This window comes from Corynebacterium argentoratense (assembly GCF_021491455.1).
Taxonomy (GTDB): domain Bacteria; phylum Actinomycetota; class Actinomycetes; order Mycobacteriales; family Mycobacteriaceae; genus Corynebacterium; species Corynebacterium argentoratense_A.
In genome coordinates this window covers 53,847-76,710 of the sequence record NZ_JAKETN010000006.1, presented here as the reverse complement: position 1 = coordinate 76,710, position 22,864 = coordinate 53,847, and the positions used below count along the sequence as shown (strand labels likewise).

At 60.1% G+C, this 22,864-nt stretch carries 22 protein-coding genes and 1 tRNA gene; 13 read left to right on the top strand and 10 right to left on the bottom strand.

From position 1 onward, the window contains the following. Position 1 precedes the first annotated feature (1 nt). Positions 2 to 1,339, top strand: coding sequence for a hypothetical protein (locus tag L1C91_RS08510; protein ID WP_234858888.1), 1,338 nt, complete (start codon positions 2 to 4; stop codon positions 1,337 to 1,339). Here the strand turns inward: L1C91_RS08510 and L1C91_RS08505 are convergent. The 3 genes from L1C91_RS08505 to L1C91_RS08495 are packed head-to-tail and all read right to left on the bottom strand — an operon-like array spanning position 1,236 to position 4,139. Further along, entirely contained in the window at positions 1,236 to 3,476 is a 2,241-nt protein-coding gene (locus tag L1C91_RS08505) for an alpha-(1->3)-arabinofuranosyltransferase domain-containing protein (RefSeq protein WP_234858887.1), read from the bottom strand. The two genes, L1C91_RS08510 and L1C91_RS08505, sit on opposite strands and share 104 nt — an antisense overlap. Positions 3,477 to 3,510: 34 nt before the next feature. Then, entirely contained in the window at positions 3,511 to 3,672 is a 162-nt protein-coding gene (locus L1C91_RS08500; protein ID WP_160291997.1) for a DUF2613 family protein, read from the bottom strand. A gap of 14 nt (positions 3,673 to 3,686) precedes the next feature. Next, positions 3,687 to 4,139 (bottom strand): universal stress protein, encoded by a 453-nt coding sequence (locus tag L1C91_RS08495; protein ID WP_041747831.1) that lies wholly within the window; start codon positions 4,137 to 4,139, stop codon positions 3,687 to 3,689. Positions 4,140 to 4,226: 87 nt separating this feature from the next. On the opposite strand from L1C91_RS08495, the gene L1C91_RS08490 reads away from it, so the two are divergent. Beyond that, positions 4,227 to 5,360 carry a glycoside hydrolase family 3 N-terminal domain-containing protein gene (locus tag L1C91_RS08490; protein ID WP_234858886.1) on the top strand — a complete coding sequence of 378 codons (1,134 nt, stop codon included), beginning with the start codon at positions 4,227 to 4,229 and terminating at the stop codon, positions 5,358 to 5,360. Beyond that, positions 5,361 to 7,001 (top strand): VanW family protein, encoded by a 1,641-nt coding sequence (locus tag L1C91_RS08485; RefSeq protein ID WP_442872272.1) that lies wholly within the window; start codon positions 5,361 to 5,363, stop codon positions 6,999 to 7,001. It begins immediately after the preceding gene. A 4-nt stretch (positions 7,002 to 7,005) separates the two neighbouring features. On the opposite strand, the gene L1C91_RS08480 is transcribed toward L1C91_RS08485, so the two are convergent. After that, positions 7,006 to 8,052, bottom strand: a complete 1,047-nt coding sequence (locus L1C91_RS08480) for a TDT family transporter (RefSeq protein WP_234858885.1) — start codon at positions 8,050 to 8,052, stop codon at positions 7,006 to 7,008. Positions 8,053 to 8,207: 155 nt separating this feature from the next. Here L1C91_RS08480 and L1C91_RS08475 point away from each other — a divergent pair, with 155 nt between their 5' ends. The 3 genes from L1C91_RS08475 to L1C91_RS08465 all read left to right on the top strand — a co-directional run bounded on the left by L1C91_RS08475 (position 8,208) and on the right by L1C91_RS08465 (position 11,216). Then, complete coding sequence (locus L1C91_RS08475; RefSeq protein WP_234858884.1) at positions 8,208 to 8,999, top strand: hypothetical protein; 792 nt, start codon at positions 8,208 to 8,210, stop codon at positions 8,997 to 8,999. Next, on the top strand, positions 8,996 to 11,053 hold the full coding sequence (locus tag L1C91_RS08470; RefSeq protein WP_234858883.1) for a YhgE/Pip domain-containing protein: 2,058 nt from the start codon (positions 8,996 to 8,998) through the stop codon (positions 11,051 to 11,053). The genes L1C91_RS08475 and L1C91_RS08470 overlap by 4 nt, the downstream gene beginning before the upstream one ends. Positions 11,054 to 11,142: 89 nt before the next feature. Further along, positions 11,143 to 11,216 (top strand) — tRNA-Gly (locus L1C91_RS08465). Between the two features lie 87 nt (positions 11,217 to 11,303). Here L1C91_RS08465 and L1C91_RS08460 read toward each other — a convergent pair. Together L1C91_RS08460 and L1C91_RS08455 are read right to left on the bottom strand one after the other, a co-directional pair. Further along, positions 11,304 to 11,495, bottom strand: coding sequence for a hypothetical protein (locus tag L1C91_RS08460; protein ID WP_234858882.1), 192 nt, complete (start codon positions 11,493 to 11,495; stop codon positions 11,304 to 11,306). Between the two features lie 3 nt (positions 11,496 to 11,498). Then, positions 11,499 to 13,493 carry an MMPL family transporter gene (locus L1C91_RS08455; RefSeq protein ID WP_234858881.1) on the bottom strand — a complete coding sequence of 665 codons (1,995 nt, stop codon included), beginning with the start codon at positions 13,491 to 13,493 and terminating at the stop codon, positions 11,499 to 11,501. Between the two features lie 47 nt (positions 13,494 to 13,540). Here L1C91_RS08455 and L1C91_RS08450 point away from each other — a divergent pair, with 47 nt between their 5' ends. Next, entirely contained in the window at positions 13,541 to 14,005 is a 465-nt protein-coding gene (locus L1C91_RS08450; protein ID WP_234858880.1) for a GatB/YqeY domain-containing protein, read from the top strand. Here L1C91_RS08450 and L1C91_RS08445 read toward each other — a convergent pair. Beyond that, the gene (locus L1C91_RS08445; protein ID WP_234858879.1) at positions 13,977 to 14,687 is read right to left on the bottom strand and encodes a DedA family protein; all 711 of its coding nucleotides are present in this window, start codon (positions 14,685 to 14,687) and stop codon (positions 13,977 to 13,979) included. The two genes, L1C91_RS08450 and L1C91_RS08445, sit on opposite strands and share 29 nt — an antisense overlap. A 43-nt stretch (positions 14,688 to 14,730) precedes the next feature. Between L1C91_RS08445 and dcd the strand changes: the two genes are divergently transcribed. From dcd to L1C91_RS08415, 6 genes are read left to right on the top strand one after another with little or no spacing between them, the layout of a single operon-like run. Then, positions 14,731 to 15,294 (top strand): dCTP deaminase, encoded by a 564-nt coding sequence (dcd, locus tag L1C91_RS08440; RefSeq protein ID WP_046204486.1) that lies wholly within the window; start codon positions 14,731 to 14,733, stop codon positions 15,292 to 15,294. Beyond that, entirely contained in the window at positions 15,291 to 16,106 is an 816-nt protein-coding gene (locus L1C91_RS08435) for an ABC transporter ATP-binding protein (protein WP_234858878.1), read from the top strand. The genes dcd and L1C91_RS08435 overlap by 4 nt, the downstream gene beginning before the upstream one ends. A 1-nt stretch (position 16,107) precedes the next feature. Beyond that, positions 16,108 to 16,734, top strand: a complete 627-nt coding sequence (locus L1C91_RS08430) for an ABC transporter permease (RefSeq protein ID WP_234858877.1) — start codon at positions 16,108 to 16,110, stop codon at positions 16,732 to 16,734. Beyond that, entirely contained in the window at positions 16,725 to 17,339 is a 615-nt protein-coding gene (locus L1C91_RS08425; RefSeq protein WP_234858876.1) for an ABC transporter permease, read from the top strand. Before L1C91_RS08430 ends, L1C91_RS08425 begins: the two co-directional genes overlap by 10 nt. A 3-nt stretch (positions 17,340 to 17,342) precedes the next feature. Next, on the top strand, positions 17,343 to 18,275 hold the full coding sequence (locus L1C91_RS08420) for an ABC transporter substrate-binding protein (RefSeq protein ID WP_234858875.1): 933 nt from the start codon (positions 17,343 to 17,345) through the stop codon (positions 18,273 to 18,275). Next, positions 18,275 to 19,576: a UDP-glucose dehydrogenase family protein gene (locus tag L1C91_RS08415; RefSeq protein ID WP_234858874.1), complete on the top strand. Its 1,302-nt coding sequence runs from the start codon at positions 18,275 to 18,277 to the stop codon at positions 19,574 to 19,576. Before L1C91_RS08420 ends, L1C91_RS08415 begins: the two co-directional genes overlap by 1 nt. On the opposite strand, the gene L1C91_RS08410 is transcribed toward L1C91_RS08415, so the two are convergent. The 3 genes from L1C91_RS08410 to L1C91_RS08400 all read right to left on the bottom strand — a co-directional run bounded on the left by L1C91_RS08410 (position 19,552) and on the right by L1C91_RS08400 (position 22,627). Beyond that, positions 19,552 to 19,872, bottom strand: coding sequence for a hypothetical protein (locus L1C91_RS08410; RefSeq protein ID WP_234858873.1), 321 nt, complete (start codon positions 19,870 to 19,872; stop codon positions 19,552 to 19,554). The genes L1C91_RS08415 and L1C91_RS08410 overlap by 25 nt on opposite strands. Positions 19,873 to 19,992: 120 nt before the next feature. Then, complete coding sequence (locus L1C91_RS08405; RefSeq protein ID WP_234858872.1) at positions 19,993 to 21,354, bottom strand: YibE/F family protein; 1,362 nt, start codon at positions 21,352 to 21,354, stop codon at positions 19,993 to 19,995. A gap of 31 nt (positions 21,355 to 21,385) precedes the next feature. Continuing rightward, positions 21,386 to 22,627, bottom strand: coding sequence for a pyridoxal phosphate-dependent aminotransferase (locus L1C91_RS08400; protein WP_234858871.1), 1,242 nt, complete (start codon positions 22,625 to 22,627; stop codon positions 21,386 to 21,388). Positions 22,628 to 22,864 lie beyond the last annotated feature (237 nt).

Here is a 22,864-nt window from a genome sequence, read left to right as displayed (position 1 = left end):
CATGTGGGGATTCGCCTGGCGGGACTGGGTTGTCGTACCCCACCCAGCCCTAAGCCCCGACAACTTCGGAACCGGCGACCTCCCCGCACGCAACGCACCCCAAGACGGAGTACTCGCCCTCTGGGGAATCCTCGCACCCGCCCCGTGGCTGTGCCTCATACTCATGACGGTCGCGCTGCTCGCCGGAGCGCGCGCAGCATGGCGAGGCCCCAACCCCGCACTGGCACTACTAGTCTTCATCTGCAACCCACTGGTCATCGAACGGCTCCTCCAAGGACACTGGTCGCTCGTCATCTGCATCTGGCTCCTACCAGCCATCGCACACAGCGCACTGAAACAACACCCCAGCCTATGGGCCTACCTATGGCTCGCATCCATCACCCCCACCGGCTGCATACTCGCCGCACTCACCGCCTGGATCTGCCAAGGGCAACTTCGCAACTGGAGAACTCCACTAGCAGCCCTAGCCCTGTCTGCCCCCTGGCTCATCCCCACACTCATCAACCACCCCACCAGCCCACCCACCGACGCCTTCATCTTGCGCAGCCAAATCCACGCCCCAGCAGGCGAACTACTCACAGCCCTAGGCATGCGAGGCATCTGGAACACCGACGCCGTCGCCGCAGGACTCCCCATCGCCAGCGCACTGCTGACCATCATCATCCTCGCCCACCTTCGCCCCCGCGACGTCATCACCCGAAAACTCCTCCTACTCGCCGCCATCGGCATCGCAGCGGCACTCATCCCCGGGCCCTGGATCCTTCGCGACTCCACCAAAATGCTCGCCCTCGCAACACCACTACTCATCCACGGCGCACACACCATCACCAAGCCCACCATGAAGATCGCCGCAGCCGCACTCGCCCTAGCCGGCACCTGGGGCACGACCGCACAACTCACCGCGCTCGCACCCATCGACTACCCACACAGCTGGCAGCAACTCGCAACACAAGCCCACGGCAGAGAAGTACTGATCAAAGGCCCCAACGGGATTGTCACCTACCAACAACGCGTCGTCGTCGACCCACGCAGCAAAATACTCAACACCGTCCAATCCGGGGAACTCAGCGTCGACGGCCGCACCATCGACCCACCAAACCCCCGCTACCAATGGGCCCAACAAGCAAGCGACCAACACCTACGCGACGCAGGCATCGGAGTTGTCATCGAGCGTGACGGCACAATCCGCGACCTCGGACCAACACCAACACCCACCCCAACACTCGGAATCGCACTCACATGCTGGTGGATACTTCTAGGAGCATCCAGTGCGCTCTACTGGAGATACGCCACTCGCCGGGCTGCACATCCTCAACCCACGAGCCCACATCACTCGTGACACGCACCCGCATCGGAGCATGGATGACCAGCGTCCGCTCCAACGACGCCTCCGGAACCATCACCCGCTGCAACAACACCGCCCGCGTCCGAACCGGAACATCTACACGCACCGAACGATCCACATCAGCAAAACGCACATCCGCCACACCCACACCATCAACCCCCACACGCACGCGATCACTAGGCCCAGGCACACGCACGCGCACCCGCTCGCCATCAGTCACAAAGCGACCCACACGGCCAGCATCAGACTCGAACCACACCACACCACGACCAGAAGCAACAAACTCCACCCAAGGAGCAACCACAGGCGCAGCATTACGCAACTCAATCCACGCCGGGCCCACAGGCTCCCACGCAGACTCCACATCACCATCAATCGCTGCCGTGTAGCCAGGCTGCGACGCACGCACCGCACCACGAACAACCGCAGGCACAGGGTCCGCCACACTCGCATAATCCCGCGGAGAACCCCCAGTTAAAAACTCAGACGGGCGCCCAAGATCCCCAAAATCACGCCCCACCAACGCAGGCGTATCAGTCACAACATCCCCCGACGCCCCAGGAACACACCGCTGGCCATACAGTGCAGCCACCAACGCCACAGCCTCACCCGCACCCCGCATCGAGCAAGCCGGAAGATCCACGGCATCGCCCAGCACCGCGACGTCAACACGCCCAAAATGCTTCACAGACACACCCGCGCGTACCAAACGCCGCGAAATAGAATCCGAATCCGCCACCCACAACGACGGCTGGGCCACAGCAGACATATCCAGGTCATGACGCACCACAACCATGCCAAAACCCAACGCCCGCAACGCCCGCACCGCATCCACAGGCTCCACAGACTCGTCTCCCAACACAGCCATCACACCATCAAGCTGACGAATATCCTCCGGCTCAACAATCGGAATAGCATCCCGAAGCACCCACGGAACACGCAACAACGGCTGAAAAGGATCATCACGAGTCCACCCCCAATCCTGCCGAGCAAACTGCGCCGCCGGAGTGATCAGCGTCGTGCCCACAGCATTGGCATTGATGTAATCCGCAGCCTCCTGGTAATAGCCCGGCACCCGCTCGTAAGCACCCAACGGGGCTAAACGCCCAGTCCACGCAGGAGAAACCGCCAACACAACCAACAGCAGCACACCGCTACGCACAGCTGAACGCACAGAACTGCTCAACCCGATGCCCACCCCAACACACAGCGGAATACGAACCAACAGATCAAACTTGTGCACATTGCGAAAAGCCACCAACGGCCCATCCAACACCGACGGAACAAAACGCGAACCCACCAGAAGCACAACCCCCACCGCAAACATCAACAGCCACGGAGAACGCGCATGCACCAAACCGATCAACCCCACCACTGCCACCGCAGTAGTAATAAACACCCACTCCGGCTGCACCGCCATCTCATGGGCCGCCGCGCGCTCCCACGACACAAAAGGCACCCAACTGGTCGCACCACGCAACACATTAAGCACGCTCATCGGGGCCGTCGTCACAGACGCCGACTCGATATAGTCCATAAACGGCGGGGCCACCTTCGCGAAACGGAACAGCGGCACCAACCACCACAGGCTGACCAACACAACCCCGCCGCCCCACAACACAACACGACGCCACGGCACACCCCACAGCGCAACCAACGCTGCAGGCACCAACGCAGCCACAGTTGCCGCAGCATTCACCGCACCCAAACACCCCGCAGCAACAACCGAACCCCACAAAGGCAGCGCCCAACCATCACCCCGACGAATGAACGCCAACAACACCCACGGCGCCACCATCATCGGCCACGTCTCCGAAGAAATCGCTCCCAACGTAGCAACCGTATGCGGCGACAACACATACGCGATAGAAGCCACCGAAGACCCAGTCAGCCGGAAAAACCCCACATACCCCACCGACAGCACCAGCCACCACCACAAGCGCTGCGCCGCCCAATCAGGCAGCGGATCCGCTAAAGCAAAAAACAACCCCTGCGGAAACACATACCCATAGGCCTGATTCTGAACAGGAAAAACATCAAAAGCATGCTTCAGAAAATGCCACGGATCCGCAACCAAATCATGCTTAGTATCCGCAACAGTCAACCCTGGTGACTGAAGAAAACACAGCACGCCCAACAAGGGCACCGCAAGTTTCAGCGGCAGCCTATTGACGGCTGCCGTACTCGGCACTCCCAAGAAGCGCATCCTCGTTAGCAATCGGGCGATCATCAGGCAAAGAATTGTCCGACGCCACCGAAGCAACACCGAACACCAACGCCACCGCCGCAGCAGCACCAACCACTGCGCTCGCCAAAATTACTCTCACAACACAACACCCTATCAGTCCAGCGGCGGCACAATAAACACAGGCAAACCCGCATTATTAATAACGTTGTCCGCAGTGCTCGACTGCCACAAAGACTTCAAACCCGTCACCGCGCGCGTACCCGACACAATCACATCGGGCCGCAACTGATCCGCGGCGTCAACAATCGCAGACCAAATAGCCGTCGTCGACTCAACCAAATGCGCCTCCGCAGTAAGGCCCAAAGACTCAGCCAACTCCACCCCCTCGCGGCACACAGATAAAGCCTCCGCCCGCGCAGGATCCTCCATCTCATCAACCGCATTCCACGACACCTGATGCAAACCCGTCGCACCAGCAGCCTTCGCCGCCTGACGATGCAACGGCTCCCACGCGGTCAAAATGAACACATGACGCGGCGTCAACAAACGCGCAGCATACTCAACGGCATGCCGGGCCTCATCCGACCCATCAAAAGCGACAAGCATCGTAGTAGCCACAGCACACTCCTTTAACGACAACACAAACTTGCTGCCTACCACCCTAAACTAGACTCAGTTCGAAAGGAGGTCGGCATGCGCAACACTACACAGCACAACGCGCTACGTGCAGCTATCGGCATCGCGGCAGCCGCCCTCGTCGCCACACCCATCACACTGAGCCTATCGCCCCAGGACAATCAGCCCGCCGCCACACACAGCACACACGCCACGGCCGCACCGCCGGTCGCGGACATAAGTACTTACGAAGCCGCAGGCGTGCTGATGGTCGGCGTCAACAACTACGACGACGCACTCAACGTGCTCAACCAAGGCGCCGCAGGCATCTTCATCGGTTCCTGGACCGACCCAGTGCTCATTCAACAACTCCCGCAACTCAAAGAAGTCATCGGCCGGCCATTCAAAGTCAGCATCGATGCCGAAGGTGGACGGGTCGTGCGCCAACCAGCGCTGTTCGGCAACCTTCCCTCGTCGCGAGTTATGGCAGCCACCATGACCCCGCAACAAGTCCAAAACACCGCCTACGACCTAGGCACCCGCCTGCACAACGCCGGCATCAACGTCGACTTCGCCCCCGTCTTAGACCTCGACGCAGGAGAGCCCAACGGAGCCATCGGCGACCGCAGCTTCTCCGACAACCCCACCATCGCCGCCACCTACGGCGCCGCCTTCGCCCAAGGTCTCTCCGACGCTGGAGTCCAACCCGTACTCAAACACTTCCCTGGACACGGTCACGCTAGCGGCGACAGTCACACCGGCGACGTCACCACCCCACCCCTAGACGCCCTGCTGCGCGAAGACCTCACCCCCTACGCCACCATCCTCCAACACTGCCAACCCGCCATCATGGTCGGCCACCTCGATGTCCCAGGGCTCGGCGACCAGCCGGCAACAATAAACCCCGCCGCCTACGAACTCCTGCGCAGCGGAAACTACGGCGGGCCACCGTTTACCGGCACCATCTACACCGATGACCTATCCGGCATGCGCGCAATCTCCGAACGCCTCCCCCTGCCAGAAGCCGCAGCACAAGCCATCATTGCGGGTGCTGACGTCGCGTTATGGATTGACTCCAGTCAACTTCCGGCCGCAGCGCAAGCGCTCACCGATGCTGTCGACCGCGGCGAAATCACCGCGCAACAACTCCGCGACAAAGCCACCCGCGCCCAAGCAGACGTTGGACTTAATTCCTGCAGCTCACTAAGGTAAATTCCTGTGAAGCGTTGGAAGGTCTACACACTGAGCGTCCTGCTCGGCATCGGCATCGTCGGGGCCGCCGCATGGGGCATTGACGTCGCCGTCATGAAAGACCGCGTACCCCGTGGCACCACGGTCGCCGGGGTCAACATCGGTGGGATGAGCAAACCCCAAGCCGAAAAAACCCTCCAAGAACAACTACCCACCAGCGCCCCCATTACCGTCACAGCCGGAAACCTAACCGCAGAGTTCAACCCCGCGGCGTCAGGACTGAGCCTCGACCTTCCCGCAACAATCGAGCGCGCAGGAACCCCACGCCTCAACCCCGTAGCGCGCATTAGCAGCTTGTTTAACACCCACGAGGTGGGGGTCGTCAGCGTCGTCAACACCGCCACCTTCAACCGCGCAGTCACCCAACTCGCACAACAACTGACCGCCGCCCCAACCAACGCAGCACTCGACCTCGCCACCGGCCCCACCCAACCAGTTGACGGCCAACACGTAGACCAAGACGAACTCGCTGACAAACTCCAACGCGGCTGGCTCGCCCCCGTCACAATCGACGCAATCGTCGACCTGCCAGAAATCGGCGCCGACGCCCTCGCCGCAGCGCAACCCATCGCAGACAAAGCAACCAGCAGCGACGTCATCGCCAAAGGCCGCGACGCCCAAGGCGTCATCACCCCCGACCGCATGCAGGAAATACTGCACTTCATCCCCGAAGGCGGCCAACTGCGCGCCGACCTCGACGCCGAACGCGCCCGCGACATCCTCATGGAAGGCCTCGCCCCCAGCGAACGGCCCCTGAAAAACGCCACCTTCAAACTCGTCAGCGGCAAACCCACCGTCATCCCCAGCAGCGACGGCGTCAAAATTGAATGGAACCTCGAGGACCTCCCCAACCACATCATCGGGGACGCACCGCGAGAATTCGACGTCACCTACACCGACGAACCCGCAACATACACCACCGAAATGGCCGAAAAAGCCACCTTCAACGACACCGTCGGAGAATTCACCACCGGTGGCTTCACCTCCGCTTCAGGCGTCAACATTCGCCGGGTTGCCCAAATGGTGGACGGGGCGGTCGTCGCGCCGGGCGAGACGTTCAGCCTCAACGGATACACGGGGCCGCGGGGTACCGCCCAAGGGTTTGTGGAGTCCGGTATTATCCTCAACGGCCGCGCCGACAAGGCCGTCGGCGGTGGGATCAGCCAGTTCGCAACCACCCTCTACAACGCTGCGTACTTTGCAGGGATGGATGACGTCGCGCACACTCCGCACAGCTACTACATCTCGCGCTATCCGGCGGGTCGCGAAGCAACCGTGTACGAGGGTGGGATTGACCTGCAGTTTAAGAACAACACCCCCAATCCGGTGATCATCCGGACTTCGGCTAATAACAGCACGGTCACCGTGAGCCTGGTTGGCACCAAGAGCGTTAATGTTCAGTCGATCCCCGGCGCGCGGACCAACCCGACCCAGCCGAATACCGTCGAAGTGCACGGGCCGGACTGCAGCCCATCGTCTGGGACGCCGGGCTTTACTACCACCGACACCCGCGTTGTGACAGGTCTTGATGGGCGCGAAATTTCACGCACCACCACGACGACCAAGTACGACCCCGCCCCCATCGTGAAGTGCGTGAGCTAAAAACTTACAGGCGGCTGGAACGCTGGGCGTAGGTGAACCTGAAGGTGCGCACGGCAACCAACAGCCACGCTGACACCAAACCCGCATAGCTGGCGTAGGCCATGACCAACAACGTGGCCGATCCCGTGTGGAGCGCTAGGCCCGTAATCCCTGTGACGCATGTGCCCACCGGGAAGGTGAACGACCACCAGGTCAAACTAAACGAAAGCCCCTCGAGCGCAGTCTTAATAGTTACTGACGCCGCGATGCATGCCCACAGCAGCGCAAAGCCTAACGTCGGCAGGCCGTAGACGAGGGCGAAAGCCTCGAAGGCCTTCGCTACGGTGTCACTGAGATAGGTGTAATGCACCTGGTTCGCCAGGTTGTTCGTTGCGGTGATCGACTGGCCCAGGGGGCCCAAGATGATCCACAGTGTTGGGATCGCGCCGGCTGCGCCGACCTTGTGGTGGGCCAGCTTGTTCCACACGATCGTGATGATCACGATGGACGCAAACAAGCTGAGCCCGAACATCGCGTAGCAAGCAAACAACAAAATCGTCGCCGCGCTACCCACATGCGGAACCAATAGCGCGCCCGTGGCAGAGGAGACCATTGGCGGGACCACAGGCATTAACCAGCCAGCAAATGCGCTGTCAGCGTTCATCTCGTACCTGGTGAAGGTGAGGAAAGGAATCAACACCGCAGTGAAGACGCCGAACGCGGTGCCCACAGACCACAACACGACGTCAATAATCACGGCAGTATGCCCAAGGAAGGCTTCGCCCACCGTCAACGTGCCAGCGCCGACAGTCAAAAACGCCATAGCCGGAGCGCCATAAAAGTGCGCCATCACGGGGTTGAGGTGGTGGGAGCGGGCGACGTCGCGATGCTGAAGCCAGTGCAAGGCCGTCAGAACGCACAGAACGACCAGCCACGCGCTCGCCGCCAACCACACCACCACGCTAAAAGCACGCAACGCTGCGTTGTCTGTCGGGAGGGCGGCCGCGGCATTCGCCACGATACCGGTGCCCATCACGCTGGCAAACCAGTTCGGGGTCAGGTTTTCTTTCATCCGGCCAGTATGCCTCCGAAACAGGACGAACATCGATAGCAACACCCCTAAAGCAAACCTAGATAGGACAGTGTTGTGAGTAATATTTATACAGTTCAGTGGCAATAAACGAAATAAGTGGAAGAAGACCCTCCACTTCTGTAGAGTAGGGATCCATGCAAACAACAACCGGACACGGGCCGTCCGCCGCCAACAGCACACGAACACACGGGCGCACACCCACCGATGTCCCGCCCGCAGTCACCGCACACGGCATCTCCGTCGTCGGCGACCAAGGCCCCGTCTACGGGCCACTCGACGTAGAAATCCCCGGCGAAGGGCTCACCGTCCTGTCCGGACGAGGAGGCAGCGGACGAACCGCACTAGCACTGACCATCTCTGGTCGCATGAAACCCAAAACCGGCACCCTCGAAGTACTCGGACACACAAAACCCAGCGAAATCCGAAAACACGTGGCAATCGCCGGAGTCGAAGACATCGACCAGCTGGACCGCGACGTCAAAATCAGCACAGTCCTCGGCGAACACAGGGCCTGGTCGCGCCCATGGATCTCCCTGCGGAAACGCGCAACACAGGATTACTACGAAGAAATCTGCAGCCCCGTATTCGGAACCCGAAGCCTGCCGCCACTCGACGCATACGTCAGCCAAACCTGCGGGCTCGACCGAATCCTCATCCGCCTGGCGCTCGCCCTGCACCCCGCCAACCACAGCGAAATCGGCATGCTGATCATGGATGACCTCGACCAAGTCCACGAAACAGAAGACCGCCTGGTACTCATCAGCATCCTTAACCAACTCGCGCAAAAAATCCCCGTAGTAGTCAACGCCGTCAACCCACTACCACCAGACATCGCCGGCGACGCCACCGAAATCGAACTATTCACAGACGCCGCACACCTACAACCAGAAGAACACGGCCTCGAGCACCTTAAGGGAAAGAAATGATCTCCGGATTTAACCTAGGGACCGAACTCAAACGCTTCGGCCGCACAAAGCTCGGACGCATCGCCATCGCCGCGATCATCCTCATGCCCCTGCTGTACTCCGCGCTGTACCTCTGGGCTTTCTGGAACCCCTTCGGCAACGTCAACAAACTGCCCATCGCCTTCGTCAACGAAGACAAAGGCACCGTCGTCAAGGGCGAAAAACTCAACGCAGGTGACCAGATTGTCGACAACCTCAAAGGCAAAGACGAAATCCACTTCGACTTCGTCTCCAAACAGGACGCGCTGGACGGAGTTAAAGACGGCAAATACTACTTCGTTGTCGAGCTGACCCCCGATTTCTCCGAAGCAGTAGCCTCGCCGGCAGGCGACGAACCCCGCCAAGCCGTCATCAAAACCACCTACAACGACACCAACGGCTATCTTTCCACGATGATCGGTGAGAACGTCATGCGCACCATGCTGCCGGTGATCTCAGAAGAAATCGGTAGCCAAGCTATTGACAAGGTACTCGTTGGAATTCAGAGTGCCGGCACAGGCCTAACCCAGGCTGCCGATGGTGCAGGGAAACTCGCCGAAGGCGCAGGCGAACTGTCCCAGGGGCTCGACACCGCGACCGCCGGCGCAGACAAACTCGCCACCGGCGCAGGAACCGTAGACGAAAAACTCGGTGAACTCGGCGCCGGCGCGCACAAACTCGCCGATGGCACACAAACCCTCGCTGATGGCGTCGATAGCGCCACCGTGAAACTCCAGCAACTCACTACCGGCGTTGACCAGCTCAGTGGCGGCGTTGATGAACTCGGTGCTGGCGCAACGCAGATCAACAACGGTGTCCAACAGCTGAAGACCCAGCTTGACCAGGTCACCGCGACCCAGACAAATGCATCGGCACAGGTACGCCAGCTGGCCAACCAGCTGCGCGGAGTCGCCGGCACCGCAGACGCAGTGCGACAGCTCGACCAACTGGCCTACCAGCTCGACACGCAAGGCCTTGGCGCCAACGCTCCCGCAACCCAGCAAATCAACCAACTGGCGGGTGGGACAAGCCAACTGGCCTACCAGCTGTCAGACCCGAACGCACCATTTCGCAGCGGTTTCGATCAATTGCATTCCGGCACAGGGCAGCTCCCAGGCAAGCTTGGCGAGCTGCAATCAGGCATCACTCAACTCAATGACGGTGCCCACCAGCTAGCCCAAGGCGCAGACAAACTGAAGGCAGAGGGCACTGTTCCGCTCGCGGAAGCAGCAACCAAACTGTCTGGTGGTTTGCGCAAGCTAGACGAAGGCGCCAAGAAACTCGACGACGGTGCAGGCACCCTGTCCACCAAGCTGCGGGAAGGATCCGAAGCCGTACCGCAGTGGAGCACCGCGCAACGCGAACACACCGCAAGCGTCCTCGGAGGACCTGTCGCTCTGCAGCAAACTAACGAAGCCGGAAACAACACCTTCGGTGGCGGCCTGGCCCCCTTCTTCTTCTCCCTGGCGCTGTTCATCGGCGGCATCATCATCTTCTTGTTGCTCCGTCCCATGCAGAACCGTGCTGTCGCCAGCGGTGTGGCCCCCTTGCGTGCGACACTGGACGGTCTTTTCCCCGCAGGCCTCATTTCGATTCTGCAGGCAACCGTCGTGGTGGCGGTGACCATTTTCGGCGTCGGGATGGATCCGAAGTACCCCATCGGATTACTGTTGTTCGCTATGGCCGTGTCCATTATGTTCACTGCAGTTAACCAGATGCTTAACGTCGCGCTTGGCCCAGGACCAGGCAAGGTTGCCGCGATGTCACTGTTGATGTTCCAGATCCTGGCATCTGGTGGCCTCTACCCGGTGGAGACAGAGCCAAAGATCTTTGCCTGGCTGCACCCGATTAACCCAATGACCTACTCGGTTAATGGTTTCAGGCAATTGATGTACGGCAACGTTGATCACCGCTTGGCTCAAGCTTTGTTTGCCGTGGCCGTGATTACTGGGTTGGCGTTGTTCCTCACTGCACTTTGTGCTAGGAGGGACCGCATGTGGACGATGAAGCGTCTGCACCCTGCTATTAACCTTTAGGGGTGATGCGCAACCTGCCTGCGGTGTTTGAAAAAATCACTGCGGGCGGGGTATCGTCTTTTTGTCCGAGCGTTTGTAGTTACGGATTTGCCGATGTAGTTCAATGGTAGAACTCCTGCTTCCCAAGCAGGCGGCGCGGGTTCGATTCCCGTCATCGGCTCCAAACCCCTCTAGAACTGCAGTTTTAGAGGGGTTCAATTGTTTCTATAATCCCTTACGTTGCAGGTCAGGGTGCAAAACGATGCATCAATTAATGTGGGCAAGAATGTGGGCACGGCAATAGCACTCCGGTGCCGAGCCCGAGTAGTGGCCAGTAGAGGTTGCTGAATTCGGGGGCGTAGTCCAGCATGTCGTTGGCGGTGAACTTGAGTACTGCGCCGGTGGCGACGGTTGCGAGGATGAGCAGACTAATGACGCCGCGGAGGATGTGTGTTGTGCGCATGGCTCAAGGCTCCTGCTGTCTACGCGGCCACCACATAGCGTCCCGGAGGATCGCAAACAGCGCGGGAATCACCAGGGTGCGCACCACAAACGTGTCCAACACAATGCCGAACCCGACCAAGATACCCACCTGCGTCAGGGTGATCAGCGGCAGCACCCCGAGCGCCGCGAACACTGCGGCCAGCACGATGCCAGCGCTGGTGATCACCCCACCGGTCACGCCGACAGCCCGAACCATTCCCTCCTTCGTGCCGTATTCGTGGGCCTCTTCTTGGGCGCGCAGCACCAGGAAGACGGTGTAGTCGATGCCGAGCGCAATGAGGAACAGGATGGAGTACAGCGGCGCGCTTAAGTCCATTCCCGGGAAGCCGAAGATGTGGGTGGAGATGAAGGTGCCGGTGCCGATGGCTGCCCACGTTGACAGGGCGGCCGCAAGCAGCAGGATCACCGGCGCCACCAGGGCACGCAGCAGCACAACAAGGACGAGCAGCACAGCGAGGAAGATCAGCGGAATGATCACCTTCATGTCGTGCAGCGTGCCTGCTTTGGCGTCAATAATTTGCGCCGCTTGGCCACCAACAATGACGCCGCGGGGCGCGTTGTCGCGAATGTCCTCCACGGTGGCGGTGGGTGTTGTGTCGGCAGTGTCGACCGTGAGTGTCGCCTTTTTCCAGGTGCCGTCCGTGTTTGCGACGGGTTCTCCGAGTAGTTGCGCGCCGGGTATGCCGCGGATGGCATCAAGGGTGGCGGGCATGTCCCCGGTGGGTGCGTAGACATCGATGGGGCTGGAGGCGTCCAGTAGCGCGGCGGCGTTGACGGCTTCGGAGGTGGAGCGGAATTGCTCCTCGGGTTCGAGGCCAATGCGTGTGCCGCTGATGCCAAATCCGAGTCCGAGCAGCAGGACCGTTAGCGCTGTGAGTACTTGATGTGGGCGTTTGTTGACGCCGCGGGCGATGCTCTCGAAGCCACTGGTGCGGTTGTTTGTGTGTCCGACGCGGGGGACTTTGGGCCAAAACAGGCCACGACCGCACACGTTCAGTGCTGCGGGGAGGAGGGTGAGTGCAAACAGCAGTGCGATGAGCAGGCCAATGCTCGCCGAGGCACCTAGGCTGCGGAACGCAGGAACGCTGGCGAACCAGAGTGTTTGGAGCGCCAGGACAACGGTGAGGTTAGAAGAAATAATCGCCGGCAGAGTTGCCCGCCAGGCGCGGTGCAGAGCGTGATGACTGTCGTCGTTGGTGAGCAGCTCTTCGCGGTAGCGGCTGACAAGCAACAGTGCGTAGTTGGTTCCGGCACCAAACACCAGGACGCTGGTGATGCCCGCAGTGGAGCCGTCAGAGGCGAACCAGCCGGTGGCCTCCGAAATGCTGCCGGTAACCAGCGCGGCAGCCCGATCAGCCAGTGCCGTGACGGTAAGCGGCACAAGCCAGAGGATGGGAGAGCGGTAGGTGGCGATCAACAACACCGCCACCACCAGGGCGGTCACGCCGAGCAGGGCGAAATTGGCGCCATCGAATACGGCGGCAGTATCAGCGGCGAAACCCGCAGGGCCGGTGACATATGCGTCGACACCGGGGATCGCGGCGTCATTAATAGAGGTGCGTAAAGCTTTGACGGCATCGCTCACGCCGAAGCCACTGAGCTCCCCGGGAAGCGTCAGAGTTGCCTGCGCAGTGGTGTCATTCACCGGGATGACTGGCGACACAGCCTGGGCGCCGTCCACAGCCGAAGCAGCCCGTCCCGGAACCGACTGAAGGGCACCAATCTGCTCGGGACTCAAGGGGCCGCGAGCTGAATGGAACACAAGGATCGCCGGCAGAGTATCACCGCCGGGAAAGCCCTGAGCAAGCTCTGTGGCCCGGTAAGACTGCGAATCCGCTGGCAGCTGCTGGGGCGCCGACGATGACTCACTGCCGGACACTAAAGAAAACAGCGCCCCCAAACCAAGGACAAACACCGCAATAACAAGCCAACTCGGGCGCTTAGCGAAAAGATTCACGCAGCACAGTATCCCACGGGCAGCCACACAATCGATATGATCAGCCCATGAGCGAAATCAAAAACACACTCCAGGCCGACATCGCCGAATCCATGAAAAACGGTGACAAAGTACGCACCGGAACACTGCGCATGCTGCTAGCCGCAGTGATCGTCGAAGAAACCTCCGGCTCCAAGCATGATATTAACAAGGAACAATTCCTCAAACTGGTGGCACGCGAGGCGAAAAAACGCCACGAATCAGCGCAGATTTACACCGATGCCGGCCGCCAGGAACTAGCCGACGCCGAACTAGCCGAGGCAAAGGTGCTGGAAGAATTCCTTCCCGCACAGCTTGATGACGCCGAGCTCCGCGACGTCATCAAGCAAGCGATCGCCGCAGTCGAAGCAGACACCGGTGCGGCCCCCACCATGAAACAGATGGGGGCCGTGATGAAACAAGCCCAACAGTTAGTTGCCGGCCGGGCTGACGGCAAGCGCGTGTCTACTGTTGTTCGGGAACTTCTGCAGTAGCTGCTGCGGCGGCCACTGCACGGCGTTTCTTCATGTAACCCTGGAGGCCCTTGATTATCGCCGGCAGCAACGACACAAAGATGATGACCATCGCCAACACCTCGATGTTGTTGGTGATCCAGTCGATGCCACCAAGGCGAGAACCAAGGAAGGTCAGCCCCAGGCCCCACAGGGAGACGCCGAGCAGATCCCAGCGCAGGTAGCGGGGGTAGTGGAATTTAGCGATGCCTGCAGCCAGGGGGGTGTAGGTGCGCACGATCGGCACGAAACGCGCTATGACCAGCGCCGCACCGCCGTACTTCTCGAAGAAGGCCTCGGCGGAACGCAGGTGCTCGGTTTTAAGCACGCGCGCGTCGTCCTTAAACAGCTTGCGACCAAAGCGACGGCCAAGGAAATAACCAACGTGGTCACCCGCCAGCGCGCAGAAGAACACGCTGAACATCAACACCCACAGGTTCAGGCCGAGCTTGTCGTGCAGCAGACCCGCGGTGAAAATGAGGGAGTCGCCGGGGAGGAAGGGAAACAGCACACCTGATTCAATGAAGACGATCAGGCAGGTGATGCCCAGTACGTAAGGGCCGAGTGCGATGAGCATCTCGTCGACGTGTTTGAAGTAATACAGGATATCGCTCAAGCCGAAACTTCCCGTATCCGGTGCGGCGAGCAGCAGTGTTTCTAACATCGCAGGCCACATTACCAGGGGTTGGTTGGTTAGACTGGTGGACGTGCTTCTTTCTGATCGTGATATTCGTGCCACTATTGACGCCGGCGACCTGGTTATTGAACCTTTTGACGCCGCGCTCATCCAACCGTCCAGCATTGACGTGCGGATGGATCGTTTCTTCCGGGTGTTCAATAACTCTCGTTACACCCACATTGATCCGAAGCTGCAGCAGGATGAGCTAACCACCCTGGTCGAGGTTGCAGAGGATGAGCCTTTCGTGCTGCACCCGGGCGAGTTTGTTTTGGGTGCGACGCTAGAAAAGTTCACTCTGCCGGCTAATCTCGCGGGTCGCCTGGAAGGCAAGTCCTCTTTGGGGCGGTTGGGTTTGCTGACGCACTCCACCGCAGGCTTTATCGACCCCGGTTTTTCTGGCCACATCACCTTGGAGTTGTCGAATGTGGCGAACCTGCCGATCACGCTGTGGCCGGGGATGAAGGTTGGCCAGCTGGCATTGTTCGGCATGTCCAGCCCCGCAGAAACTCCGTACGGTGCGGGTAGCTTGGGCTCTAAGTACCAGGGGCAGCGCGGCCCGACTCCGTCAAAGGCGTATTTGAATTTCCGATGATTGTTTTCGAGCACGTATCTAAGAAGTATCCGGGGGCTGCGGCTCCCGCCGTCGAGGATTTCTCTTTCCAGATTCCCCGCGGCCAGACAACGGTGTTCGTCGGCAGCTCTGGGTCGGGCAAAACCACCTTGGTGCGGATGATCAACCGGATGGTGACGCCCACGTCTGGCCGGGTGCTTATTGACGGCGCGGATAGTGCGGAGGAAGATCCGGTGCGGCTGCGCAGGCGGATCGGCTACGTGATGCAGGATGCCGGCCTGATGCCGCACCGAACCGTGCTCGACAACATTTGTACAGTGCCCCGCCTGAATAAAGTGCCCAAAGCTCAGTGTCGGGAGCGGGCCTTCGAACTGATGGATGACCTCGGTCTGGATAGGGCGCTGGCGAAGCGCTACCCGAGGGAACTGTCAGGCGGGCAAGCTCAACGCGTCGGGATTGCACGCGCTCTGGCCGACGACCCAGCAACCATGATCATGGACGAACCCTTCAGCGCCATTGATCCGCTGGTGCGCCGGGACCTGCACAACCAGGTGCTGGATTTGAAGCGCCGCCTGAACAAAACCATCGTGATGGTCACGCACGATATTGAAGAAGCCTTTTTACTAGGGGACCAGATCGTCCTGCTCGGCCAGAGGGGGCGCATCGAGCAAGCCGGAACCGCAGAAGAACTGATCACACAACCAGCCAATGACTTTGTAGCGGACTTCGTCGGCGTGCAGGACCGCGTCGTGTCTGTGCAGCACAGGGACGGTCGCGACGTCATTATTGATAGACACGGGCGCGTGACAGCTTTCCTCCAGGGAGACGCTTGATATGGGTCTAAGCATCGAACAGTTGCACTACCTGGCGCATCTACTGTGGCAACACGCGGCGCTGTCATGGCCGCCGGTGGTGGTGTCTGCGCTGGTAGCAGTGCCACTGGGCTGGTTGGGTGCGCGGAATACGTGGCTGCGTAAGGTGGTCGCGGAGTCATCGGGGGTGTTGTACGCGATCCCTTCGCTGGCGCTGTTTGTCGTGCTGCCGCTGGTCGTAGGCACGTCTGTGCTGTCGCCCTACAACGTGATGATTGCGCTGAGCCTGTACGGTGTTGCGCTGATGCTGCGCACCGCCGTGGATGCGTTTGCTGGCTTGGCGCGGCAGCCGGTGGAAGCGGCGATCGCCGTGGGGTATCCGCTGTGGAAGCGTGTGCTGATGGTGGAGCTGCCGTTGGCCGGGCCGGTGCTGTTGGCAGGCCTGCGGGTGGTGAGCGCCAGCACGATCAGTTTGGTCAGCGTGGGCGCCCTGATTGGCGTGACCAGCTTAGGGACGCTGTTTACCGACGGGTTTGCGCGTGATTATCCGGTGGAGATCATCGTGGGTGTCGTGCTGACGGCCGTGCTAGCTGCGGTGTTTGACGCCGTGCTCATCGCGGTGGGGAAGGTGTGTTTGCCGTGGGTATAGAGTGGGGCAATGAGCTGCACGTGTTGGGCCAGCACGTCGGGTACTCTGCGCTGGCCGTCGGCTTTGCGGTGCTGATCGGTTTGCCGCTTGGCGTGGCGATTGGGCACTCGGGTCGGGGCCGCAATGTGATGCTGGCGGCCTCTGGGGTGCTGCGCGCATTACCGACGTTGGGTTTGCTGACGTGGCTGGCCCTCGCGTTGCCCTTGGGTGTGCGTATGCCTTTGGTGCCGTCGACGATCGTGCTGGTGGTGCTGGCGGTTCCGCCGGTGTTGGCAGCGGCGCAGTCGGGAGTGGCGTCGATTCCGCGCCCGATTGTTGACGCCGCGGTGGCTATGGGTCTAAATACTCGCCAGGTGGTGTGGTCGGTGGAATTGCCGTTGGCATTGCCGACGATTCTGGGCGGCATCCGATCGTGTGCGTTGCAGGTTATTGCAACCGCGACCATCGCCGCATACGTGGGCCTTGGTGGTTTGGGCAGGTACTTGTTGGATGGGATGGCGCTGCGCGATTACCCGCTGATGCTCAAAGGTGCCGTCATGGTGACGGTGTTAGCGCTGGTGGTTGATGGTTTGTTTGCGCTTGTGTTGAAGGGGCGGAAGGTTTAGGAAATGGTAGTGATGAAGTCTGTGCAGTCTGTAGTGGGTGTTGTGGTCGGCGCCGTTTTGTCGCTGGGGGTGCTAGCGGGCTGCGTAAGCCACGATCCTTTCGCCTCTGAAGGGGCGGGCGGGGGTACGCCGGGTGGCCCGGTGGTGATTGGCACGGCTAACTTCCCGGAGTCGGAGATCATCGGCCAGGTGTGGGCCGCGGCGTTGGAGGACGCGGGCTACGAGGTGCAGGTGAAGTCCGGTATTGGTTCCCGCGAGGTCTACATGGCTGCCCTGCAGGAGGGCAGCGTGGATATTGTGCCGGAGTATTCGGGTAATCTGGCACAGTTTTTTGGCGCAGAGCTTGACCCGGGTGCTTCCGAGGAGCAGGTGCTGGGCACGTTGCGTGGGGTGTTGCCGGAGGGCATTGTTGCTGGTGAGACTGCCCCTGCTCAGTCGAAGGATGCTTTTTGGGTGACGGAAGATTTTGCGCAGCGCCACAACGTGGCCTCGTTGGCTGACTTGGCTGATGTGCCCGTGCATTTGCGCTTGGCCGGCAACCCGGAGTTGTCGAAGCGCCCCTATGGACCGTCCGGTTTGCAGGAGCTCTACGGGGTAGGGGTGGACCTTGTGCCGATTTCTGACGGCGGTGGCCCCCTGACCATCGCGGCCCTGAATGAGGGCACCGCGGACGTTGCTGACATTTACACGACCACGCCCACCCAAGGCCTGGTCCAGTTGGACGACCCGAAGGGCATGGTGCTGCCCCAAAACGTGCTGCCGGTCATGCGTGCCCGCAGCGTGAGCGTCGGTGTGGCGTCGGTGATCCGCGACGTCAACACCCATGTGACAACTGAGGCGCTGACGCAGATGAATGACCGTAATGTGGGTGTGGGTAAGCAGTCGGCGGCGTCGGTCGCGCGTGAGTTTGTTGATTCTGTGGAGGTGGCCCCCTGATGCGTATGTCGGTGATTGGTACTGGGTACTTGGGGGCGACGCATGCTGCGTGCATGGCGGAGTTGGGCCACGAGGTGATGGGCGTTGACGTTGACGCCGCGAAAATCGAGGCACTGAGCGCCGGCCGCGTTCCCTTTTTCGAACCGGGGCTGCAGGAGGTGCTGCAGCGAAACATTAGAGCCGGAAGGTTGCGTTTTAGTACAAGTATTGATGACGCCGCGGGGTTCGCGAAGGTACATTTCCTTGGCGTCGGCACGCCGCAGCGCTCGCGTAGCTATGCCGCAGATGTGCGCTACGTCGATACGGCGGTGGATGCGTTATCCCAGGCTGCGGGACCAGGGCATGTGTTGTTGGGCAAGTCCACGGTGCCGGTGGGGACGGCGGAGCGTTTGCAACGGAACAGTGGGGTGGAGATTGCGTGGAACCCGGAGTTCCTGCGCGAGGGCTACGCGGTGAGGGACACGATTTCCCCCGACCGTATTGTTCTGGGGGTTCGCGACAACCCGTCGGTGGACGTGGTGGGGCTGGCGCGTGAGATCTATGCGGCGCCCATTGCCGCAGGTACGCCATTTATCGAAACCGACTTGGCGACGGCCGAATTGGTCAAGGTATCGGCTAATGCTTTTTTGGCGACCAAGATTTCCTTCATCAATGCGGTGTCAGAGATTTGCGAGCGCACAGGCGCCGACGTGGTGGCTTTGGCTGATGCCATCGGCTACGACGAACGCATCGGGCGGAAGTTCCTGGGCGCCGGTTTGGGCTTTGGCGGTGGGTGTCTGCCGAAGGATATTCGTGCGTTCATGGCGCGGGCGGGGGAGCTCGGCGTTAATGAGGCGCTGACGTTTTTGCGGGAGGTTGACGCGATTAACCTGCGTCGGCGTGAACGCATGGTGCAGTTGGTGCGCAAAGCCTGCGGAGGCAGTCTGCTAGGCGCGTGCGTGACGGTGCTGGGTGCGGCCTTCAAGCCCAATAGTGATGATGTTCGTGATTCGCCCGCGCTGGCGGTGGCTGGAGCGCTGTCGCTGGGTGGTGCAGCGACCACTGTGTACGACCCACAGGCGATGGCCAATGCTGCAGCGGTGTATCCGACACTTCGCTACGCGGACAGTTGCGCGGACGCCGTGCAAGGCGCAGACGTGGTGGTGTTGGCTACCGAATGGCAGGAGTTCATCGACCTCGACCCCGTTGAGGTGGGGGAGCGGGTGCGTTCGAAGGTGATGCTGGACGGGCGCAATGTGCTGGATTCTGCCGCGTGGCAGGCTGCCGGCTGGGACTATCAGGCCTTAGGGCGAAACGTATAGAGCTGGTCCCACGTGAGGACAAGGGCGCCAAGAAGTAACCCGACGCTGAGCGGGATCCCAATGCGCCCGATAGGAAAGATCATTGGTCCATCGGGGTTGATGTATTCGATGCGTATGATGTGCCCGCCTGCGTAGGCTGCGCCGATAGCAAGGGGGAGTAGCACCCAGCTGACCCATGGTGGGGTGCTGCTTCTGCTGAGCAGTCTGCTAGCCGTGTAGAAACTGGCTGCGATGATGAGCAACCCGATGAATGTGTCGGTATCCAGTAGCTCTTTGGGCCCGTAGAAGTAGGCCACTCGGTAAGGCTAGTGATGCCAGCTGCAGGCCGAAAGAGCTGCGAAGCATGTGGTGGCCTCCTTCGACGGTGGTCGCGGGACCCGCACTCTACCAGCTCTGTCCCCCACCTTTGCGCTGTTTTAAGGCAGCTTCATCCCTTGCGCCGCCGCCGCATCCAGCCGACGCTGACCAACCACACTAAACGCCGCGATCGCAGTCGTAATCGGCACCGCCAACGCCAACGCCAACGCACCAATCGCAGAACGCAACAACTCCGTCGCCATCACATCAGACGTCAACACCTCACCAAACGGACGATCCGCGACACTCAACAGCAACAACAAAGGCAACGCCGCACCCGTGTACGACAACACCAACGTGTACACCATCGACGCAATATGGTCACGCCCCACCTTCATCGCACCAGCAAACAACCGCCACGGATTCGCATCCGGCTCAATGTCCGCCAGCTCATTGACCGTCGACGCCTGCGCAATCGTGACGTCATTAAGCACACCCAACGCGCCAATAATGAACCCACACAACATCAGCCCCGTGACCGTCACATCCGGCAAATACAACTGAATCAGCAGATTGTCCTCATTGCCCAAGCCGCGCAACTGATTCTGGCCAATCGCAAGATGCGCCAATACCGCCGCCAACACCAACGAAATCACAGTGCCAGCCAACGCCGCTGACGTCTTCCAACTAAACCCATGCACCAAATACAACACCAGGTACAACACCGCAGAGCCGCACACAACAGCCAACGCCAACGGCGGACCGCCATGCAACAACGCAGGGATCAAAAACACCCCAACCGCACCAAACGTGATCGCCAAACCAACCAACGACCGAGCACCCCGCCACGCACCAACCAGCACAATCGCTAACGCCGTCGCAATCCCCCAACCCAGCAACTTATGCCCACGCTGATAATCCGTAAACGTGTAGCCCACCTGGCCATCAGCAGACTCCTGCTCCGCCAAACGGACCTTCTCCCCCTCCTTCAGCTGAGGATCTCCCGGATGCTCCCCAATCAACAACAAGGTGCGCTTGCCCGCATTCTGCCCAGAATCAATCTGCACAATCGCACGCTCACACTGCGCCTCCTGGGTCGACAAAGGAGTCACCGGAGCCGAATCAAACACCCTCCCCACCGATGGCGTATGACACGCACCCTGGTCACGGATAACAACCTCGCCCGACACCTGATTCTTCGGCAGCGGTGACGTCGCGGAAAACTCCGGCGCCACACGCGGCTCACTGCTCGCCGGCCACAACACAACCAAGCCAACGACAGTCGCCACCGCACCAAGCATCAAGAAAATCGACAACACCCACTGCACCACAGTGAACGGCTCACGATAATCCCTACCAGTGGCACGCGCACGCGGACGCCAACCAGAACCCGACGCGGCGTCATTACCCGAAGAAGCAGGCGTGCGTGCGACAGAAGAATCAGAAGCGGCAGAACCCGAAGGCTTATGATGACGACCCATAAACAGGTAGCCTACCGTCCCCAACAGCCCACTACTGCTTGTAGCTGGCCAAGAAGTTACCGATCCGATCGATCGCGTTCTCCAGATCCTTCGCCCACGGCAACGTCACCACACGGAAATGATCCGGCTCCGGCCAGTTAAAACCCGTCCCTTGAACCATCAGAATCTTCTCCGCGCGCAGGAGATCAAGCATGAACTGGGCGTCGTCATGAATGTCATAAACATTGCGGTCGATCTTCGGGAAACAATACATTGCGCCCATCGGCTTAGTGCAGCTAATACCCGGGATCTCGTTGAGCTTCTCGTACGCAACATTGCGCTGCTCGAGGAGGCGGCCGCCCTCGCACGTGAGATCATAGATAGACTGACGCCCACCCAAAGCCACCTGAATAGCGTGCTGAGCAGGAGAATTCGGACACAAGCGAGTACCGGCCAGCAGCTCGAGGCCCTCAATAAAGCCAGCCGCATAATGCTTCGGTCCCGTCAAAATCATCCACCCCGCGCGGTAACCCGCCACACGATACGCCTTCGACAAACCATTAAACGTAATGCACAGCATGTCGGGAGCAACCTGGGCCATCGAAATGTGCTCGGCACCGTCGTACAAGATCCGATCGTAAATCTCATCAGCGAGAATCAGTAGATCGTTTTCGCGCGCAACCTGGGCGATCTCCTCCAACACCTTGCGGGAATACACCGCACCCGTCGGATTGTTCGGGTTGATCACAACAATCGCCTTAGTCTTGTCCGTCACCTTCGCGCGGATATCCTCGATGGAAGGATTCCAATCATCCTCCTCATCGCACAAGTAGTGCACCGGCTTACCGCCAGCCAGAGACGTTGCCGCAGTCCAGAGAGGATAATCCGGCATGGGGATCAATACCTCGTCGCCGTCATTGAGCAACGCCTGAGTGACCATACTGATCAGCTCAGACACGCCATTGCCCAAGAAAACATCATTGACGTCGAAGTAAGGGAAACCCTCAATAACCTCGTAGCGCGTCACGATCGCGCGGCGAGCAGGGATGATGCCCTTCGAAGTGGTGTAGCCCTGTGAGGTTGGAAGCGCGGCGATCATGTCGCGCATGATCACATCCGGCGCCTCGAAACCGAAGAGCGCCGGATTGCCGGTGTTCAGCTTCAAAATACGGTGTCCGTCCAGCTCAAGGCGTTCCGCTTCCGCAGACACCGGGCCGCGAATCTCGTAGAGAACGTCCTTCATCTTTTCCGACTGGTCAAAAATACGTCGGGGCCTGTGCTGCGAGTTACTCATTAGCACAGTATATAAGGAGCACCTCTAGTTAGTGGGGTGTGTTGGTGGCGGGCGGTGTTGAGGGCGGATTTGATGTGAGAAGTACAAAAAACCAGCAGATTTAGAGTTTACGGGACCTTTCCGCAGGTCAATTTAGTGGGAAAGGGAAATCTGCCGGTTTTCTGTACTGCGTAATAGGCGGCGGTCGGTGTAGGGCTCTGCAGGGCGGGTTGGTGGGAGCAGCGCAGTGAAGACGAC

What these genes read in the sequence shown, in the direction of transcription:
- L1C91_RS08435 (WP_234858878.1), top strand. Translation starts at nt 15,291, where the DNA reads ATGATTGTTTTCGAGCACGTATCTAAGAAGTATCCGGGGGCTGCGGCT.
- L1C91_RS08450 (WP_234858880.1), top strand. Translation starts at nt 13,541, where the DNA reads ATGAGCGAAATCAAAAACACACTCCAGGCCGACATCGCCGAATCCATG.
- L1C91_RS08480 (WP_234858885.1), bottom strand. Translation starts at nt 8,052, where the DNA reads ATGAAAGAAAACCTGACCCCGAACTGGTTTGCCAGCGTGATGGGCACC.
- L1C91_RS08420 (WP_234858875.1), top strand. Translation starts at nt 17,343, where the DNA reads ATGGTAGTGATGAAGTCTGTGCAGTCTGTAGTGGGTGTTGTGGTCGGC.
- L1C91_RS08400 (WP_234858871.1), bottom strand. Translation starts at nt 22,627, where the DNA reads ATGAGTAACTCGCAGCACAGGCCCCGACGTATTTTTGACCAGTCGGAA.
- L1C91_RS08405 (WP_234858872.1), bottom strand. Translation starts at nt 21,354, where the DNA reads ATGGGTCGTCATCATAAGCCTTCGGGTTCTGCCGCTTCTGATTCTTCT.
- L1C91_RS08495 (WP_041747831.1), bottom strand. Translation starts at nt 4,139, where the DNA reads ATGCTTGTCGCTTTTGATGGGTCGGATGAGGCCCGGCATGCCGTTGAG.
- L1C91_RS08460 (WP_234858882.1), bottom strand. Translation starts at nt 11,495, where the DNA reads ATGCGCACAACACACATCCTCCGCGGCGTCATTAGTCTGCTCATCCTC.
- L1C91_RS08445 (WP_234858879.1), bottom strand. Translation starts at nt 14,687, where the DNA reads ATGTTAGAAACACTGCTGCTCGCCGCACCGGATACGGGAAGTTTCGGC.
- L1C91_RS08415 (WP_234858874.1), top strand. Translation starts at nt 18,275, where the DNA reads ATGCGTATGTCGGTGATTGGTACTGGGTACTTGGGGGCGACGCATGCT.
- L1C91_RS08430 (WP_234858877.1), top strand. Translation starts at nt 16,108, where the DNA reads ATGGGTCTAAGCATCGAACAGTTGCACTACCTGGCGCATCTACTGTGG.
- L1C91_RS08470 (WP_234858883.1), top strand. Translation starts at nt 8,996, where the DNA reads ATGATCTCCGGATTTAACCTAGGGACCGAACTCAAACGCTTCGGCCGC.
- L1C91_RS08490 (WP_234858886.1), top strand. Translation starts at nt 4,227, where the DNA reads ATGCGCAACACTACACAGCACAACGCGCTACGTGCAGCTATCGGCATC.
- L1C91_RS08475 (WP_234858884.1), top strand. Translation starts at nt 8,208, where the DNA reads ATGCAAACAACAACCGGACACGGGCCGTCCGCCGCCAACAGCACACGA.
- L1C91_RS08510 (WP_234858888.1), top strand. Translation starts at nt 2, where the DNA reads ATGTGGGGATTCGCCTGGCGGGACTGGGTTGTCGTACCCCACCCAGCC.